This is a genomic window from Lacticaseibacillus daqingensis, from assembly GCF_003946115.1.
Classification (GTDB): Bacteria; Bacillota; Bacilli; order Lactobacillales; family Lactobacillaceae; genus Lacticaseibacillus; species Lacticaseibacillus daqingensis.
Genome location: NZ_RHOH01000005.1, coordinates 16676 through 32936 on the forward strand (window position 1 = coordinate 16676; position 16261 = coordinate 32936).

Genomic DNA, 16261 nt, shown 5'->3' on the forward strand with positions numbered 1-16261 from the left:
GGCATGAAAAAAGTGGGGCTCATTGTGAGTGCAATCATCGCGCTGGGGTTGGCTGGGTGCAGCCAGCCCAAGGCACCGACGCAGCAGACGGTTGAACAAACCGGCACCGTCACGCTGAAGAAGAACGTGAAGGTTTCGTTGAGCAAGGCCTGGACGACCTTCACCACCCAAAACGCTGGGGCGGCCGTGACTGGCATCGACCTCAAGAAGGCCGGCAGCGGCTATCATTACGAGATCGAAGGCGTGGACGACAGCACCGAGTACGAGTTGACGCTGGATGCCGCAACGGGGAAGACCGTGCGCAAGACGTCAGAGGCGCTGGATGCCGATGAGGCCAACGGGGTTAAAAAAGCCGCTGATGCGCTGACCAAAAACGGGTTGCAGACCCTGACTGAAGTGACCGACTTGGCCGAAAAGCAAGTCGGTGATGGCGATGCCTACGAATGGTCGCTGGAGAAAGACTCTGGCAGCACCGTGTGGCAAGTCCTCGTGCGCCACGGCAAAACCACCACAGAAGTCACCATCGATGCGTATGGTGGCGAGATCCTGAAGTCCGAAGTGGATGACTAACCAGGCACAAAGAAGCCCCGGCCGAAAAAATCGGCCGGGGCTTCTTTGTGGGCTGTCAAGGGGCCCCTCAGTACATCACGTCATCATCGAGCAGGGTGCCCTTGCTGGCAATGACGCGCTGGTACCAGGCAAAGGACTGCTTGCGTGAGCGGGCGAGGGTGCCGTGGCCGGCATCGTCGAGGTCAACGTAGATGAAGCCGTAACGCTTGCTCATCTGACCGGTGGAGGCGCTGACCAGGTCGATGCAGCCCCACGGCGTGTAGCCCATCACGGGCACGCCATCGCGCAAGGCCCCAGCGATCGCTTCGATGTGCGCGCGCAGGTAGTCGATGCGATACGGGTCAAAAATGCGGCCGTCCGGTTCCACCACGTCTTTTGCGCCCAGTCCGTTCTCCACCACGAACAGCGGCTTCTGGTAGCGGTCGGACAGCTCGTTGAGGGCGATGCGCAGGCCAGTCGGGTCGATCTGCCAGCCCCAGTCGGACGCCTGCAAAAACGGATTCTTGACGCCGCCCATCAGGTTGCCGGCCACGGTGTCCTTGACGGCGCCAGTCACTTCCACCGCGCTGCTCATGTAGTAGGAGAACGAGATGAAGTCCACGGTGCCGGCCTTAAGCAACGCCAGCTCTGCTTCGGTGCGGTCCAGGTCGGCTTCGCTGACGCCGTTCTCTGCCAGGTAGCGGTGGGTGTAGCGTGGGTACGCGCCGCGCACTTGCACGTCAGCGCAAAAGAAGTTGAAGTCTTGGTTGTGCTGGAGGTTGGCCAGCTGGTTGACGGGATTGGCGTCGTAGGCGTAGCTGGTCGCGTAGATGATCATGCATCCGACTTGGATCGTGGGGTCAAAGGCGTGGGCCAGCTGCACCGCCTTGGCCGAGGCCACGAACTGATTGTGCCAGGCCTGAAAGACGTTGCGCTTGTCGTTGGCGCCGGTGGCCGGGATCAGCCCCTGGCTCATGACCGGAAAGTGCGCCGCGGAGTTGATCTCGTTGAAGGTCAGGAAGTACTTCACGCGGTCGCCGTAGCGTTCAATGACGGTGCGGGCGAAGCGCTCGTAAAACCCGATCAGGGCCTTGTTGCGCCAGCCGTTGTACGCCTTGGCCAGGTGTAGCGGCAGTTCGTAGTGCGAAATCGTGATCACCGGCTGAATGTCAAACTTCAGGCACTCATCGATCAGGTCATCGTAGAACTTGAGTCCCGCCTCGTTGGGCGTGGACTCATCGCCTTGGGGAAAAATCCTTGACCAAGCGACGGAAAAGCGGTAGCACTTGAAGCCCATTTCGGCAAACAAGGCGATGTCTTCCTTGAACCGGTGATAGTGGTCAATGCCCAGGTGGTTGGGGTAGGTGGCGTCAGGCACCAGCGACCAGTCAAAGTCGGGGCTCGCTGCGATGGCGAAGCGCTCGGGGCCCCCGGGCAGGGCATCGGCGATGGACGGGCCGCGGCCGTCTTCCTGCCAGCCACCTTCCAGTTGATTGGCCGCCGTGGCGCCGCCCCAGAGAAAACCGTGTGGAAATGTCGTCATATCGTGTTGCCTCCCATGTGGATTTGCAGACTGTATCCGCTTTCCTCAGTATACCGCAAAAGGCTGCGTAACTGGCGTATAATACTTGGGGGACCGGTCGTGGTATCGGCCAAATCTTGTAGTCTTTCACAACTTTTATCCCCACAATCCACAACATCTTGTGGATAACCGATCGCTAGGAGGATGCATGAAACGTTTGATTCAATTGGCCACCGCACTGCTGACGCTGTGCGCGGTGGCGGCGGGGCTCACGCGCGTCCCGCAGGCGGCCACCACCACGGTTTTGACCACGCAAACCGCGCCGCGGCTCATTGTGATGTCCGATCCGCACTTCATTGCGCCGAGCCTGCACGACCAAGGGGCAGCGTACACCGCGATCAAGGGTAGCACCTCCGGCAAAGACCTCGACGCCCAGCCGGTGGCGTTGCGCGCCTTTGTGCGCCAGGCACTGGCGGTCCACCCCGTCGCCGTGGTGCTCACCGGGGATGTTACGTTCAACGGTGCCAAGGCTTCAGCGCAAAGTCTCGCCAAGCGCCTGGCCCCACTGCAGCGCGCTGGCATCGCGGTGCTGGCGGTTCCCGGCAACCATGATATCTTCGACGGCTGGGCGCGGGCGTTTCGGGGAAAGCAGCAGCTGACCACGGCGCAGCTCAGTCCCACCGATTGGCGGCGCATTTTTCCCGATGCCTTCACGCATGCGACCAGCCAGGATGCTGACTCGTTGAGTACCACCGTGGTGCTCAACCGTGACTACCAGCTGCTGCTCCTGGACAGCAACAACTACCCGATCGGCGTCAGCCAGCGCCAGCCCAACACTGGTGGACGGCTGCGGCCCAGCACGCTGGCCTGGGTGGCGCGCCAGCTAGCGGCGGGGCAAAAAGCCGGGCGCGCCACGCTGGTATTCATGCATCACAATCTGTACGCGCACAATCAGGTCGTTCACACCGGCTATGTGCTCGATAACGCGCCGGCGCTTGCAGCGCTGCTGACGAAATACCACGTGCCGGTGCTGTTCTCTGGGCACAGCCATGCGCAAGACATCGCGGCCGACCCTGCCGGCACCTGCACCACCACCGAGGTGACGAGCGGCAGCTTCGCCATTTCCCCGGCCAGCTTTGGCGTGGTGACGCTTGCGGCAACGCGGCTTCAGTACCGCATGGCGACCGCGGCGCTGACCCCGGTGCTGACGGCCGCAGAGCGCCGCGATCCGACGCTCACGCACTATCAGGCCCACCTCAAGCAACTGTTCATGGGCAACGGTGCGCGCCTGGCGCTGGAGACCCTGTACGGGCAAAAAGGCCTCAGCGACCAGGAACTGACAGCGGCGGAACAGTTTCTCGGGGAGGTCAACTGGCGCTTCTTTGTTGGGCTGGATCACCCCGATGCCCAGACGCTGGCCGAACTGAAGCGCATGCCCGGCTACAAGATCGCGTGGGCCACGCCGAGCCTGCGCCGCTATGTGCAATCCTGTTGGCAGGATCAGAACCTGCCAGACCGGCAGCTGACGCTTACGATCGCACGACCTTAGCAGGGGCATCCTGTGGTTTTCTTCTATAGATGCATTGCCCTTACGCCGAATATCTGATAACATTGTTGCCAATACGCCTAGAGGAGGAACTAACACCTTTGCTTACTGTGAATAACGTGTCGATGGTCTTCACCGACCGCAAGCTATACGACGATGTGAACCTGAAGTTCACGCCTGGGAACTGCTACGGCATCATCGGGGCGAACGGCGCCGGGAAGTCCACGTTCCTGAAGATCTTGGAAGGGAAGCTCGCCCCGACGACCGGGACCGTTCAGATGGGTCCGAACGAGCGCATGAGCAGCCTCAAGCAGGACCACTTTGCCTTCGATGATCAAACCGTGATGAACACGGTGCTTCAGGGCTTCACGCGCCTGTACGAAGTGATGACGGAAAAAGACGCGCTGTACGCGGACCCGGACTTCGATGAAGCCAAGGGGATGCGCGCCGCAGAGCTTGAAGGCGAGTTCGCCGAGATGGACGGCTGGAACGCGGAAAGCGACGCCAGTCAGCTGCTCCAGTCCCTGGGCATTCCGGAAAGCCAGCACCAGACGCTGATGGCCGAGCTACCAGAAGGGGAAAAGGTCAAGGTGCTGTTGGCCCAGGCCCTGTTTGGCAAGCCGGATGTGCTGCTACTGGACGAGCCGACGAACGGGCTGGACCCGCAAACCATCGACTGGCTGGAAGACTTTTTGGCCGGTTACGAGAACACGGTCCTGGTGGTCAGCCATGACCGCCACTTCCTGAACGCGGTCTGCACGATGATGTGTGACGTGGACTTCGGTAAGATCCAGCTGTTCGTCGGTAACTACGACTTCTGGCTGGAATCGTCCAAGTTGGCCCAAGAACTGCGCGGCCAGCAAAACGCCAAGAAGGAAGAGCAGATCAAGCAGCTGCAGGAATTCATCGCGCGCTTCTCCGCCAACGCCTCCAAGTCCAAGCAGGCCACTAGCCGTAAGAAACAGCTGGATAAGATCACGCTGGACGACATCAAGCCGAGCTCCCGCAAGTACCCATACATCAAGTTCACCCCGGAACGCGAGATCGGCAACGACCTGCTGCGGGTGGAAAACGTCTCGAAGACCATCGAAGGCGTGAAGGTGCTCGACAACGTCAGCTTCATCCTGCGACCTGGCGACAAAACCGCCATCATTTCTCGTTCAGACGTAACGGCCAGCCTGCTGATGCAGATCATCGCCGGGGCCATCGAACCCGATACCGGGACAGTGACCTGGGGCGTGACCACCAGCCGCTCCTACATGCCGCGCGACCTGACCCCGGAATTTTCCGATGAACGCTTCGACATCCTCGAGTGGTTGCGTCAGTTTGCCAGCAAGGAAGAAAGCGACAACACCTTCCTGCGCGGCTTCCTCGGCCAGATGCTGTTCCGCGGCGACGAGGTGCTCAAGAAGGTCACCGTCCTGTCTGGGGGCGAAAAGGTTCGTTCGTACCTGGCCAAGATGATGCTGGCCAAGGCCAACGTCCTGCTGCTGGACGACCCGACCAACCACCTGGACCTTGAAAGCATCACGGCGCTGAACGATGCCTTGATCGACTTCAAGGGGTCCATGGTGTTCACCAGCCATGACCACCAATTCATCGAAACGATCGCCAACCACATCGTTGAAGTGGGGCCAAAGGGCGTGGTCGAGCGCGCCGACACGACTTATGATGAATTCATGAGCCATGAGGTCGCGCAAGCGCAGGTCGCGGGCGTCTACTAATCGGACACATACTGACCCCCTCACGTGTTATACTGCTGCTTGCAGGGGGCGGTGATTCGGGGGAGTGCCGCCCACCGCGCATCACCACGAGGAGAAGCAGCCAGCAAACGCTGGCTGCTTTTTTGCGGTCAAAGGCGCAAAATAGGGTATGCTGGAAGCAATACATCAAGGAGGTAAGGGCAGATGCGACTCTTGCACACGGCCGATTGGCACATCGGCAAAAAACTGGCGGGCTTTGACCTCGCAGCGGATCAGGCCGCAATTTTCGCGCAACTGGTGGCGACGGCCAAGCGCGAGCGCGTGGATGCCATTGTCATCGCGGGGGACCTGTACGACCGGGCGCTGGCCAACGAGGCGGCCGTGACGATGGTCAATGACCAGCTGGCGCAGCTGAACCGAACGCTCAAGTACCCGGTGCTGGCGATCGCCGGCAACCACGACTCGGCGGTGCGACTGGCCACGGGGCGCGACTGGTACGGGGCCACGCAGCTGTACCTGAACACGCAGCTTGCGGAGGCATTCACGCCGGTGGTGCTTGGCGACACGCAGTTCTTTTTGCTACCGTACTTCGAGCCGGTGGCGGCGCGCCAGTACTTCGACGACGACAGCCTGACCAACATCAACCGCGCGATGCACCGCGTCACGCAGGAATTGCAGGCGCAGTTTGACCCGACCAAAAAGCACGTGCTCATCGCCCACTTTTTCGCGGCGAACAGCCACCGCAGCGACTCCGAGACCCAGTTGGCCGTTGGTGGCCTCGATGCGGTGGATGTGGCCGATCTGGCGGCGTTTGATTACGTGGCGCTCGGCCACCTGCACAACCGCCATGCGCTGGATCACCCGACGATCCAGTACGCGGGGTCGCTGTTGAAGTATTCCGTCAGCGAAGTCGCGCAGGAAAAAGGCGTGTTTATCCTCGACACCGACACCATGGTGCGCCGGTTCGTCGCGCTGCCGCCGCTGCATGAGGTGCAGCACCTGACTGGCAGCTTCGCGGACCTGACCGATCCGGCGCACTACGCGGCGGTCGACCGCGAGGCCTACACCGCCATCACCCTGACGGATGTGGCGGTGATCCCCAACGTTATGACCGCGCTGCGTCAAGTGTTTCCGCGCACTATCAGCCTGCAGCGCGCATCGAGCCTGAAGCTGGATGCCGCAGCCGCAGCCGTGGACCCGAAGCTCGGCCCGATGCCGATGCTGGCTGATTTTTACCAGCAGGTGCAAGGGACGGCGTTGTCTGCCGACCAGACGCGCTGGGCCAAGGCGGCGCTTGCTCAGGCAAGGGAGGGGCAATGATGCAACTACTGCGATTAGACTTACAGAACTTCGGCCCGTATCGTGATGCCACCGTGGACTTCACCGCCTTTGCCGAGACGCCGTTATTTCTGATCAGCGGCAAAACCGGGAGCGGCAAGACGACCATCTTTGACGCGCTGGTGTTTGCGTTGTACGGCACGACCACCGGGGACGACCGCTCCGGTCGGGAGATGCGCGCCAGCTTTGCCGCGCCGAGCGAGCCGACCCGCGTCACCCTGACGTTTGCCCACGGCGGCAAGCAGTACGTGATCTGGCGCGAGCCCGACCAGGTGTTGGCCAAGAAGCGTGGCGGTGGCACCACCAGTGTGCCGATGCACGTGAGCCTGAGCGAACAGGTTGAAGGGCGTGAGGTGAACGAGTGGACCAAGGTGCGCGACGTGGCGCCGCGCATCGAAGGTCTGCTGCACCTGGACGCCGACCAGTTTCGCCAGATGATCCTGTTGCCGCAGGGCAAGTTCCGCCAGTTTTTGGACGCCAAGAGTGACGACAAGGAGGCGCTGTTGCGGCACCTCTTTGGCACCGCGCTGTTCAAGCGCTGGCAGGACAACCTGCGCGCCATCGCCCGCCAGAAGCAGGCCGCGGTGAAAAAGCAGGCTGAGCGGCTCGACACGCTTGCCGGCCAGTTCGCGTTCGATGGCGCAACCCCAGACGCGAGCGTGCCGATGCCGGACCGGCTCGCGGTGATGCACGATCGGCTGACCGCACTGGAAGCCACTGTGACCGCCGCAGCCGCCGAGTTGACCGCCGCAGCCGCCGCTTACGCGCAGGCAGAGGCCGCGGCGCAGGCCGGTGACCGGCTGCATCAGGCGTTTGCCGATCGCGCCAGCGCGGCCGCCGCGCTGGCGGAATTAGCCGCGACCGCGCCGGCGCGCGCCGCCCAGCAGGCGCAGCTGACCCAGCTGCAGTGGGTGCAGCAGCACGTGGCCGTGGCCGATCAGCTGACGACGCAGGAACAGGCGCTCGCGAGCCTCGCTAAGCGGGTGACGACTGCAACGCAGGCGCTGACCGCCGCCACCGCAGCCGCCACGGCTGCCGAAGAAACGCAGGCGCGCTTGGCCGCGGCTGCGCCGGCCCACGATGAGGCAGTGAAGCGCCGCGACCGCCTGCAGGGGCTGCGGCCCCAGTTGGAGCAAGTCGCTGAGCTGACCGCGGCGCTTGAGGCGGCCAATCAGGCGGTCACAACGACCGCCGCGAAAGTTGCGGCTGCCACCGCAGCGGAAGCCAAAGGCCAGGCCGCTCAGACCGCGAATGCCGCCGCCCAGGCAGCCGTGGCCGATCATGCCGAGGAAGCTGCGGCGGCCACGGCCAAGCTGGCGGCGCTGACCCCGCGGTTTGAGCAGTGGCAGGCCGGTGCCCGCGAGAGATCTCAGCTGACGCGCCAGCAGACGACTGCCGCCGCGGCGCTGGCCACCGCGACCGCCGCCGCCGAAACCGCGCAGACCCACTACGCGACGCTGCGTGATGCGCGCCTGTCGCAGCAGATCGCCGTTTTGGCCGCCCAGTTGAGCCCCGGGGCGGCCTGCCCGGTGTGCGGCAGTGAGACCCATCCGCACCCAGCAGTCGCTTCGAACGCGGCCCCGGCCGTATCGGATACGGCGCTGGAAGCCGCCGATGCGGCACGGCAAGAAGCCCAAATCACGCTGGCACAGGCCCAAGCTACGGCTGAGCGGTTGGCGGCTCAGGCTCAGACACTGACCGCCAGCCAAATCGCCCTGACGACGCAGCTGACCGGCGCGGCCGACGGGGACGTCGCAGCGGTGATGGCCGTAGCTAAGCAGGCCGCCGACCACCTGACCGAGCTGGTCGCGCAGGAGCAGGCCGCGCGCACCCGGCTGATGACGGCCGCAACCGCTTTGGCCACCACGCAGCAGAAACTGGCGCAGGCGGTGACCGATGCGACTGCGGCGGCGCATGCGGCCACCGTCACCCAGGCCAGCCTCGCTGGGCAGCAGGCCGCCGCGCAGAAGGCATTGCCGCCAGACGCCCCGGCGCTTGAGGTGCTGGCCGCTGAGATCCAGCAGCTGACTGCGGAAGACGACGCCTACCGCAAGGCGGTGGATGAAGCACGAGTGGCGCTGACGGCCGCGCAGGCAGACGCCGTGCAGGCGCGCACCCAGCTGGCCGACCTGACGGCTCAGCAGCAAACTGCCACCGCGCAGCATCAGACCGCGCAAGCCGCATTTGTGGCCGCGCTGACCGCCCAGTTTGGCACGCCGGACACGGCCCGCTTTGATGCGCTGCGCGCGCAGCTGGACCAGCAGGCCGAACTGAGCGCCGCGCTGACTGCGGCCAAAACGCAGCAGGATCAGCAAACCGCGCTGCTTGACCGCGCCAACGCGGCCATTGGGACGCAGGAAGCACCGGATCTGGCGGCCCTGGCCGCGGCCAAAGCGGCCGCTGCAGCAGCACAGGCGACCGCGCAAACCGCGCACGCCAACGCGACGCACGAGCTGGCGACGAACCGCAAGCTGGTCACTACGATCGAAACCGAATACGCCGCCAACCAAACTGCGATGGATGAAGCAGTTGGCCTGGAGAGCCTATTCCAAGTCGTCACCGGCAACAACCCCGCCAAGCTGAGCCTGGAGCGCTACGTCCTGCGCGCCTACCTGCAGCGCGTGCTGGAGGTGTCCAACACGCGGCTCAAAACGCTGAGCGCTGGCCGCTACATTTTCACCCTGCACCAAGAACCCGGTAGCCACCGCAACGACTCGGGGCTTGAGATCGACATCTACGACGACCAGATCGGGGCGACTCGCTCCGTGCACACGCTGTCCGGCGGCGAGAGCTTCATTGCTGCCTTGGCGCTGGCGCTGGCCCTAGGCGAGGTGATCCAGCAGGAAAGCGGCGGCGTCTCAATCGATGCGCTGTTCGTTGATGAGGGCTTCGGCTCGCTGGATTCTGCCAGCCTCACGATCGCGATGACGGCGCTCGAAAGTTTGGAAGGCCAAAGTCGCATGATCGGCATCATCAGTCACGTCACCGAGCTGCGCGAGGGCATCCCGGATCAGCTACAAGTGATCGCCGACGGGAACGGGGAAAGTCACCTCCAAGCGGTCCACCGCGATTAGCAATTAACGATTCCATGTGCTAACAGTCCCAAAATGTGGTATAACTAACTTGTCGCGAGAGTCATCGTGCCCTCACGCTAATTCATTCATGAAGAGGCGAGAAACATGGCAGGAAAACTCAGTAAGCAAGAACGCAAGGCGCTGATTCAAGAAGCAGAAAAGAAGCGCGCTGAGCACCCAGTTAAGAAGACCGAGTCAGGGTTTGCTACAATCGACAAAGAAGCCGAGAAGCTCGAAAGTGAACACTAATCTGATGGTCTGTCGACGTCCAGCGATGGGCGTCTTTTTTTGCGCTTGAATTGTCAAGCTAAGTGGCACATCTCTGACCAGAGGACTTCTGACGAAGATTTCCATCCGAACAGATTGTGTGGTCGAATTTTGGTTGTTAATCGCGCGCCACCATTTTTACTCATGTAATTGCCATGAGGGGTGCCAGTCCATCGCGAGCAATCGGCTGACACAAAACCCCTCACGCGATGGTCGTGAGGGGGCGGGAATGTGATATCAGACTGTTTTTTGCAGGCGCTTGATGAACCAGTGTCCGATCAGCTCAACCACCGCGATGATAAGTGCCAAGCCAGCGAGAATTGCCAGCTCGATGGCGCGCATCTTGGGCGTTTCAACAAAGCCGGTGGCATCCGTGTGGCGCGTCAGAATAAACGCGGCCAGGCTGATAAACACAAGTGTCAGCGCGCCATTGGTGAACCAGAGTGCTTTGGATTTCATTGGGATCAACCTCCTTGTGAGCTGGTGCTGGTACCATTCGCAGCTCATCTCACTGGTGAGAAGTGCGCCGGCGAGGCTGTAAGCGAACTGCAGGGGCCATTCCATCTCAAAAATGTTCCCCCATGAAAAAGCAAGCATTGAAGCCCCGAGGCTTAAGGTGGTCAAGGTAACGGGGCGGCTGGCGACATGGTGGCGTTGGGCAAGCCACACGCCGGCTAAGCCGATGATCACGGCGTCTTCGAGCAGTAGTGTGGTGCCGCTTGTTGCAATGCTGAGACGCATGCAGACAAGGATCGCCAAAACTGGCACGACCGAACCGAATGGGGTCGATGCGCGCGTCTCGGTAGGACGCCCGAGCAGGTAATCGGTGGTGACGTCCAATTCGGCGGCAAGCCGCGCCAGGGTCTCGAGGTTGGGGAGGTTGCGGCCGGTTTCCCAACTCGAGACCGTTTGACGGGAGACGAATAAGCGTTCTGCCAGCGCTTGCTGGGTGAGCGCGACGTCCAGTCGTGATTGCTTCAATCGTTGTTCAAACATGGTTGACCTCCAAAGCGTACAGTCGCCAGCTCGATTCGTCACGCTAGCCTCTCTAGCACGCGGTTATCACGGGCGTCAGACGCGCGCGCCCAGCCCCATCATACTGCTTTTTTGCGAGCGAAGCTGCCATTAACGCGGGGGCATTCCGAATGACGCGACGATTATTGCCCGGGAAATCATCGTGCGGTTGCTTTGCGCACGCAATGCGACCCAGACCTAGCCTCTGCTTGCGAGCTAAGCCTCATCGGGTCACTGGCGCAAGATGACCACCACGTCGATCAACCATAACACGAGCGCGGTGGTTCCTGCGATCACCAACGAGACACCGGCCGTTGTGGCCAGCTGCATGTTGTTGGCAATGCCCGCTTTGCGGCAAGCCAGAACTACGAGACCGTAGAGGCTCGAATCGCTCAGTCCGGCGGCAAGCAAAAGTACGATCAGCTGCAAGCCACTTTCGATCCCGCGCTCTTGAATCAGCTGGCCGCGAGTGAAGCCAAGCAGGGACAGCTGGGCCAGGTTTGGTTTCTGCACGGCCCCCTTCAACATGGCCACCGAAACGATGTTGGCGATCACCAGGATCAAAGGGGCACCAATGTAGGCGAGGAAGGCGACCCAGACGTTGGGGAAACTGATGGCCGCGGTATCTGCCATGCCGAACAGCAACGCGTACAGGCCGATGATCAGCGTTTGCACCACGAGAACGGGGACGAGGGTGGTCGCCGTCCGTTCGCCATCGGCCGCGACCTGCCACCCGGCCGTGCGCGCGCCCCCTTGAGGCAGCCAGCGCGTGGCTTTCGTGACCATATTCAGCAGCCACGTGAGCAACGCGCGCCCGCCGAGCACCTGAAGCAAAACGAGGCAGATCAGCGCAAAATAAAGTGGCTGAATGAAGTGTAGCGCCAGCGCCTGCGTTGAGTGGTGCGGCTGCGGTGCGAACAGGATGGCGCCGACACAGGCCAGTAGCCCGATCCCGGCCAGCGTCAGACGCACCATTGGTCCGCGGACAGGGGCCGTTTTTGCCGTCAGTTGAAAGCGGCGCAGGGCCTGCTTAGTGCGAAGCAGGCCGATGATGAAACAGGTCAGTGTCATCAGCAGACCGGTTGCCACGAAGCCTTGAGGGGAAAAGTGAAAGGCGACGGTTGGTAGCATCGCCGCCCCGATTTTGACTTGGAGCAGGTGGTACAGCGACGGGAGAGTTTGCAAGGCGAGCAGATCACCCACCAGGCTGCTGATGAGGCCGGTCAGGCCGAGCTGAACGGCCACTAGGACGGCGATCTGGGTGGGCGTGGCGCCTGTGATCAGCCAGAGCGCATACTCAGCCCTGAGCGCCTGGATCACGCTGCGAATGAGTCCGCCGAGCACGAAGAATAGCGTGATGCTCCCGAACACCAGCGGCATGATGAACAGCGGCGTGGGGTCTTCCGCCAGCGTCAGCCCGGTGGCAAGCGCCTGCTGAATGGAAAGAATGCCAGTCAGGCAAAAGCCGATCAGCCAGCCCGCGACCAGAAACACAAAGCTTGCGGTGAGCCACACCCGGCAAGACGCGCGAAATTGGGACAACCCGAGTCTGATCATGGGCGCACCTGCTCGGCGGACTGCATCGCCTCAAACAGGCGTCGCTCGGTGGGTCGCGTGTCGATTGCCGCGATCCGACCGTCCCGGAGGATCAGTGTCCGGTCGGTTTTGGCGGCTTGGGCAATGTCGTGGGTCACCATCACGACGCATGCGCCTGATACCGCCAGCGCGCGCAGCTTGTCGAAAATAATGGCGCGCGACAGGGAATCGAGGGCCCCGGTCGGCTCGTCGGCGAAAATCAGCTTGGCCTTTGTCATCAAAGCGCGCGCGATCGCGACTTTTTGCTGTTCCCCGCCTGACAGCGCGGCGGGACGCTGGTGCAAGTCCGCCTTGAAGCGCAGTTCAGCCATGAGGCGCTGAACCGCTTGAACGTTGATCGGATGATGGCTGAGGCGCAGCGGCAGGACGATGTTTTCCAACACCGACAGGGCGGGCAACAGGTTGTACGACTGAAAGATGTAACTGAGCGTAGTGCGCCGCAACAGGGCGAGTTGCTTGGCGGACAGTGCGCTGAGCGGTTGTCCGTTGATCAAAATGGTGCCGGCTGTCAGTGCGGTCAGCCCCGACAGGCAGCGCAGCAGGGTGGTTTTGCCCGACCCAGAGGGGCCGAGAATGCTGACGAATTCACCGGGGGCTGCGGTGAATTCGATCCCGCGTAGGATGGGCAACGGTGCAGCCTGGCCGCCCGGCGCGATGGTTTTGCTGATGCGGTGCGCTTCAATAATTGCGGTCACCGTGATTACCTCCAAAAGGCAGCTTATTTCGCTTGCTCTCTTGGCACGACTTCATAGAAGATTGCGTTGACGTTGTACCGGTAGTAGGCCTTCAGGATCCGCCACATGTAGCGGGTCATTTTCCAAAGTAACGGCATAATAAGGCAGGCAAAGGCAGTCAGACCTAAGCCACCGAGCGCCCGCCAGAACGTGAGCGCGCGGATGCCGGTGACGGCCTGCCAGATGACAACGCCTGGGCCGATGAAGCAGGCCCCCGCAGCCCCCCAGAAGGCGAGCTGAATTGAGATCAATGCGACTGCGACGATCCAAAAGAAGAGAAAGTTGAAGGTCAGGCTCCCGAACAACGCAAAAAAGTTGAACTTGTGAACCACAATGCGGTCTTCACCAAAAAAGTAGGCGACGTCGACCTGAAACAGATCTGCCAGATCCTGCACGGCCTTAAGGGGTGGGGTGTGCTTGTCGCTTTCCCACCGCGCGACCGTCTGCTGGGTGACGAATAATTTGTCCGCCACATCATTTTGCGTCAACTGCAATGCCTCGCGTTTTTGGCGAATTCGTTTGCCGATAGTCATCGTGTTCTTTCCCTTCAATGGACCCTTTTAGTAAGCCACGCGCAGTCGAGTAAAGCTAACAATTTATTTGATCGGTGCGGTTGTAGCGGGTGTTTTAGCTAGCACCATTATTCGCCGATCGCAGCCAGATGGCAATCGGGTGGGGGCGCATCTACTGGCCTAAACGCAACTATTTTCTGCTTGAACAGGTCACGCACCGCCCAAACGCGGCCCACATAGGGGGCGTAATTGGGCGATAAGGCGTGTTGGCTGTTCAACGCACGCAAAGCCTTGACAGCGACCCGTCGTCGGTTTAATATGAAGCTAACTTCATACGAAGCGAACTTCATATTTGGAGGTGCCGATGAAAACCAAGGTCAAGGAATTTCGCAAGGCGGCTGGCCTGACGCAGGCGCAGCTGGCTGAGCGCGTGCACGTTTCGGCGCGCACGATCATCTCGATTGAGAAGGAGCAGTACAGTCCGAGTCTCATGCTGGCTTACCGGCTGGCGCTAGTTTTCGGCCAAAGCGTGGAGACGCTGTGCTGCTTGGCGCTGAACAAGCGATTGGAGGATGAGGAGAATGCGGATCTATAACAAGCGCGGCTTACTGATGGGCATCGGGTTACTTTTGATGGGCGGGCTCGACGTCTACCTGAACCTGACCGGCCCCGCAACTGATTGGCCGACCGCCGTCAAGGATTGGGGCGTGGTGATCGTCTGCATGCTGGCAGGGGGCGTCATGATGAGACGCGCCTTTTCACGCCGGGCCGCGCATGCGGACCGCGTTGACGACCGCGATGAGCGCAACCAGCTGGTACGGCTCAAATCCAACGACCGTACGCTGAAGTTGTTGCTCGCGGTATTAGTGGTGGTGAGCCTGCTGACACTGGTGGCAACACACGGCACGGCCTCGGCTGAAACGCGCGGGCTACTGACCGGGATGGCACTGACCGTGGGGCTGACGTTTTGGCTCTGGCTGGGCAGCTCGTTGTATTACGAGCACAAACTTTAATTTGGGTGCGCAGTTGGCGGCCATGAGCGGTATCATAGGGGCGGTTGAAAACGGACGCTGGATGACATGTCGCAGGGGATGAGTCGATCCATTGACCGGCATGGTGGCGCGCGTCGATTCTAGTGGTGAAAGGCGTTCGGTCAGCCAGCGAAACGAGTGCACACTTGCCCCACTCAGTGTTGCGGCAGCGGTGGGCGATTGATAGACCTGATGATTGATGGAATGACGCCGCGCGTGTGTCACGTGCGGCGGCCTTAGCGGGAGGTGGCGTGATGCGCCGGTATCGGGTATTGCTCTGGGGCCAAGTTGGCCTGAGTCTGTTGATTTCTTTGGGGTTAATGGCGGTAGCGCCTCGCACCATCGCGATGCATATCGATGACCTGGGCATCACCGATGCGATCGGGGGGCCGGCAGGCTTGCTGCTGATGCCGGCACTCATGGCCGTTATCGCGGCCATCTGCGATGTTGTGGCGGCCCACCAACGCCGCCGGCAGGGACTGACGACACTGCCGAGCCTGCTTTACGCCGAGTGGCAGTTTCTTGGCTTGCTGGCGGTGTGTCTGGTCGTTTTGACCCTCGTGCAGCTGACGCAGATCGGCTGGCTGTAAAGCAAAAACCGAAGTGGCGTCGCCGGGAATGGCGCGCTACTTCGGTTTTTTCGTGGTGGCATCGGTTGGCGGAAAAACGATTTCGGTGGTGCTGCCGTCCTTGCCGTGCATCAGCAGGCTGCCCAGGCCCTGCGCGAAGGCCTTGATCTGACGGAGCACCACGTCTTGCTCTTCCTGCATCGCTTATGCCTTGCGCGTCTTGCCGCGCCACCACAGGCCAGCGAGCCCGAGCACGATGGCGGCGGTGATGCCCCAGAACCAGCCCGTCAGACCGATAGTGGCCCACAGTCCACCGATGACGGTGCCACCCAGCAGGGCCACCAGCTGATGCCCACGCGTGAGGAGCCAGCGGGTCGTGGTTTGCCGGTAGCGGGCCTGGGCCAGCAGGCTGACGGCGATGCTGACCAGCAGCACCGCGAGCAGTCCCAGCTGGGTCAGGTGGCCCATCGCGCTACCAGGCCAGTTTAGGGCAAAGGCCGCGATGATCCCCACGATCATCAGCGTGCTGAGCTGGGTGCCCCAGTACAGCAGCCGGGCGTTTTGCCGCTCCTGTTCCTTGTGTTTGGCATCATTCATCATTCGAACATCTCCCTTGAGTAATTGGTCGAGGGAGAGCGTTAGTGTGTCTGCGAGTAACACAACACTGGCGAGATCCGGGTAGCTGCGACCCACCTCCCAGTTCGAGATGGTTTGCCGGGTCACGTGCAGCTGTTCGGCCAGCTGTGCCTGCGTGAGATGCTGCGCTTTGCGCGCCTGTTGAAGTTGCTCACCGATACTCATGTTCG

The 16261-nt window shown here is 61.6% G+C and carries 16 protein-coding genes; 9 read left to right on the plus strand and 7 right to left on the minus strand.

Annotation, left to right across the window (positions count from 1 at the left end; genetic code table 11):
* Positions 1–3: 3 nt before the first annotated feature.
* Complete coding sequence (locus EKM88_RS07300; protein ID WP_125704702.1) at positions 4–570, plus strand: PepSY domain-containing protein; 567 nt, start codon at positions 4–6, stop codon at positions 568–570.
* A 67-nt stretch (positions 571–637) separates the two neighbouring features.
* Here EKM88_RS07300 and EKM88_RS07305 read toward each other — a convergent pair whose 3' ends face one another.
* A complete protein-coding gene (locus EKM88_RS07305; RefSeq protein ID WP_125704704.1) occupies positions 638–2092 on the minus strand; it encodes a glycoside hydrolase family 1 protein in 1455 nt (484 codons plus the stop codon).
* Between the two features lie 187 nt (positions 2093–2279).
* On the opposite strand from EKM88_RS07305, the gene EKM88_RS07310 reads away from it, so the two are divergent.
* The 5 genes from EKM88_RS07310 (at position 2280) to EKM88_RS13305 (ending at position 9981) form a co-directional block, all read left to right on the plus strand.
* Entirely contained in the window at positions 2280–3620 is a 1341-nt protein-coding gene (locus EKM88_RS07310) for a metallophosphoesterase (protein WP_125704706.1), read from the plus strand.
* 98 nt (positions 3621–3718) lie between these two features.
* Entirely contained in the window at positions 3719–5341 is a 1623-nt protein-coding gene (locus tag EKM88_RS07315) for an ABC-F family ATP-binding cassette domain-containing protein (RefSeq protein ID WP_125704708.1), read from the plus strand.
* Positions 5342–5524: 183 nt separating this feature from the next.
* On the plus strand, positions 5525–6640 hold the full coding sequence (locus tag EKM88_RS07320) for an exonuclease SbcCD subunit D (protein ID WP_125704710.1): 1116 nt from the start codon (positions 5525–5527) through the stop codon (positions 6638–6640).
* Entirely contained in the window at positions 6640–9732 is a 3093-nt protein-coding gene (locus tag EKM88_RS07325; protein WP_164512038.1) for an AAA family ATPase, read from the plus strand. Before EKM88_RS07320 ends, EKM88_RS07325 begins: the two co-directional genes overlap by 1 nt.
* A 105-nt stretch (positions 9733–9837) precedes the next feature.
* Positions 9838–9981: a hypothetical protein gene (locus EKM88_RS13305; protein ID WP_164512039.1), complete on the plus strand. Its 144-nt coding sequence runs from the start codon at positions 9838–9840 to the stop codon at positions 9979–9981.
* Between the two features lie 255 nt (positions 9982–10236).
* On the opposite strand, the gene EKM88_RS07330 is transcribed toward EKM88_RS13305, so the two are convergent.
* The 4 genes from EKM88_RS07330 to EKM88_RS07345 form a co-directional block, all read right to left on the minus strand.
* The gene (locus tag EKM88_RS07330) at positions 10237–10995 is read right to left on the minus strand and encodes a DUF3923 family protein (RefSeq protein ID WP_125704714.1); all 759 of its coding nucleotides are present in this window, start codon (positions 10993–10995) and stop codon (positions 10237–10239) included.
* A gap of 249 nt (positions 10996–11244) precedes the next feature.
* Complete coding sequence (locus EKM88_RS07335) at positions 11245–12555, minus strand: ABC transporter permease family protein (RefSeq protein ID WP_164512040.1); 1311 nt, start codon at positions 12553–12555, stop codon at positions 11245–11247.
* 11 nt (positions 12556–12566) lie between these two features.
* Positions 12567–13304: an ABC transporter ATP-binding protein gene (locus tag EKM88_RS07340; RefSeq protein ID WP_225418453.1), complete on the minus strand. Its 738-nt coding sequence runs from the start codon at positions 13302–13304 to the stop codon at positions 12567–12569.
* A 23-nt stretch (positions 13305–13327) separates the two neighbouring features.
* Positions 13328–13876, minus strand: coding sequence for a helix-turn-helix domain-containing protein (locus EKM88_RS07345; RefSeq protein WP_125704718.1), 549 nt, complete (start codon positions 13874–13876; stop codon positions 13328–13330).
* 343 nt (positions 13877–14219) lie between these two features.
* Here EKM88_RS07345 and EKM88_RS07350 point away from each other — a divergent pair, with 343 nt between their 5' ends.
* The 3 genes from EKM88_RS07350 (at position 14220) to EKM88_RS07360 (ending at position 15476) form a co-directional block, all read left to right on the plus strand.
* A complete protein-coding gene (locus tag EKM88_RS07350) occupies positions 14220–14450 on the plus strand; it encodes a helix-turn-helix transcriptional regulator (RefSeq protein ID WP_125704719.1) in 231 nt (76 codons plus the stop codon).
* A complete protein-coding gene (locus EKM88_RS07355) occupies positions 14437–14868 on the plus strand; it encodes a hypothetical protein (RefSeq protein ID WP_125704721.1) in 432 nt (143 codons plus the stop codon). Before EKM88_RS07350 ends, EKM88_RS07355 begins: the two co-directional genes overlap by 14 nt.
* 272 nt (positions 14869–15140) lie before the next feature.
* On the plus strand, positions 15141–15476 hold the full coding sequence (locus EKM88_RS07360; protein ID WP_125704723.1) for a hypothetical protein: 336 nt from the start codon (positions 15141–15143) through the stop codon (positions 15474–15476).
* A gap of 36 nt (positions 15477–15512) precedes the next feature.
* Here EKM88_RS07360 and EKM88_RS13310 read toward each other — a convergent pair whose 3' ends face one another.
* Positions 15513–15656 (minus strand): hypothetical protein, encoded by a 144-nt coding sequence (locus EKM88_RS13310; RefSeq protein WP_164512041.1) that lies wholly within the window; start codon positions 15654–15656, stop codon positions 15513–15515.
* 3 nt (positions 15657–15659) lie between these two features.
* A complete protein-coding gene (locus EKM88_RS07365) occupies positions 15660–16256 on the minus strand; it encodes a helix-turn-helix domain-containing protein (RefSeq protein WP_125704725.1) in 597 nt (198 codons plus the stop codon).
* Positions 16257–16261: the final 5 nt, after the last annotated feature.

Coding starts and splice junctions, on each gene's coding strand:
- EKM88_RS07300 (WP_125704702.1), top strand. CDS start 4: ATGAAAAAAGTGGGGCTCATTGTGAGTGCAATCATCGCGCTGGGGTTG.
- EKM88_RS07305 (WP_125704704.1), bottom strand. CDS start 2,092: ATGACGACATTTCCACACGGTTTTCTCTGGGGCGGCGCCACGGCGGCC.
- EKM88_RS07310 (WP_125704706.1), top strand. CDS start 2,280: ATGAAACGTTTGATTCAATTGGCCACCGCACTGCTGACGCTGTGCGCG.
- EKM88_RS07320 (WP_125704710.1), top strand. CDS start 5,525: ATGCGACTCTTGCACACGGCCGATTGGCACATCGGCAAAAAACTGGCG.
- EKM88_RS07325 (WP_164512038.1), top strand. CDS start 6,640: ATGCAACTACTGCGATTAGACTTACAGAACTTCGGCCCGTATCGTGAT.
- EKM88_RS13305 (WP_164512039.1), top strand. CDS start 9,838: ATGGCAGGAAAACTCAGTAAGCAAGAACGCAAGGCGCTGATTCAAGAA.
- EKM88_RS07330 (WP_125704714.1), bottom strand. CDS start 10,995: ATGTTTGAACAACGATTGAAGCAATCACGACTGGACGTCGCGCTCACC.
- EKM88_RS07345 (WP_125704718.1), bottom strand. CDS start 13,876: ATGACTATCGGCAAACGAATTCGCCAAAAACGCGAGGCATTGCAGTTG.
- EKM88_RS07350 (WP_125704719.1), top strand. CDS start 14,220: ATGAAAACCAAGGTCAAGGAATTTCGCAAGGCGGCTGGCCTGACGCAG.
- EKM88_RS07355 (WP_125704721.1), top strand. CDS start 14,437: ATGCGGATCTATAACAAGCGCGGCTTACTGATGGGCATCGGGTTACTT.
- EKM88_RS07360 (WP_125704723.1), top strand. CDS start 15,141: ATGCGCCGGTATCGGGTATTGCTCTGGGGCCAAGTTGGCCTGAGTCTG.
- EKM88_RS13310 (WP_164512041.1), bottom strand. CDS start 15,656: ATGCAGGAAGAGCAAGACGTGGTGCTCCGTCAGATCAAGGCCTTCGCG.
- EKM88_RS07365 (WP_125704725.1), bottom strand. CDS start 16,256: ATGAGTATCGGTGAGCAACTTCAACAGGCGCGCAAAGCGCAGCATCTC.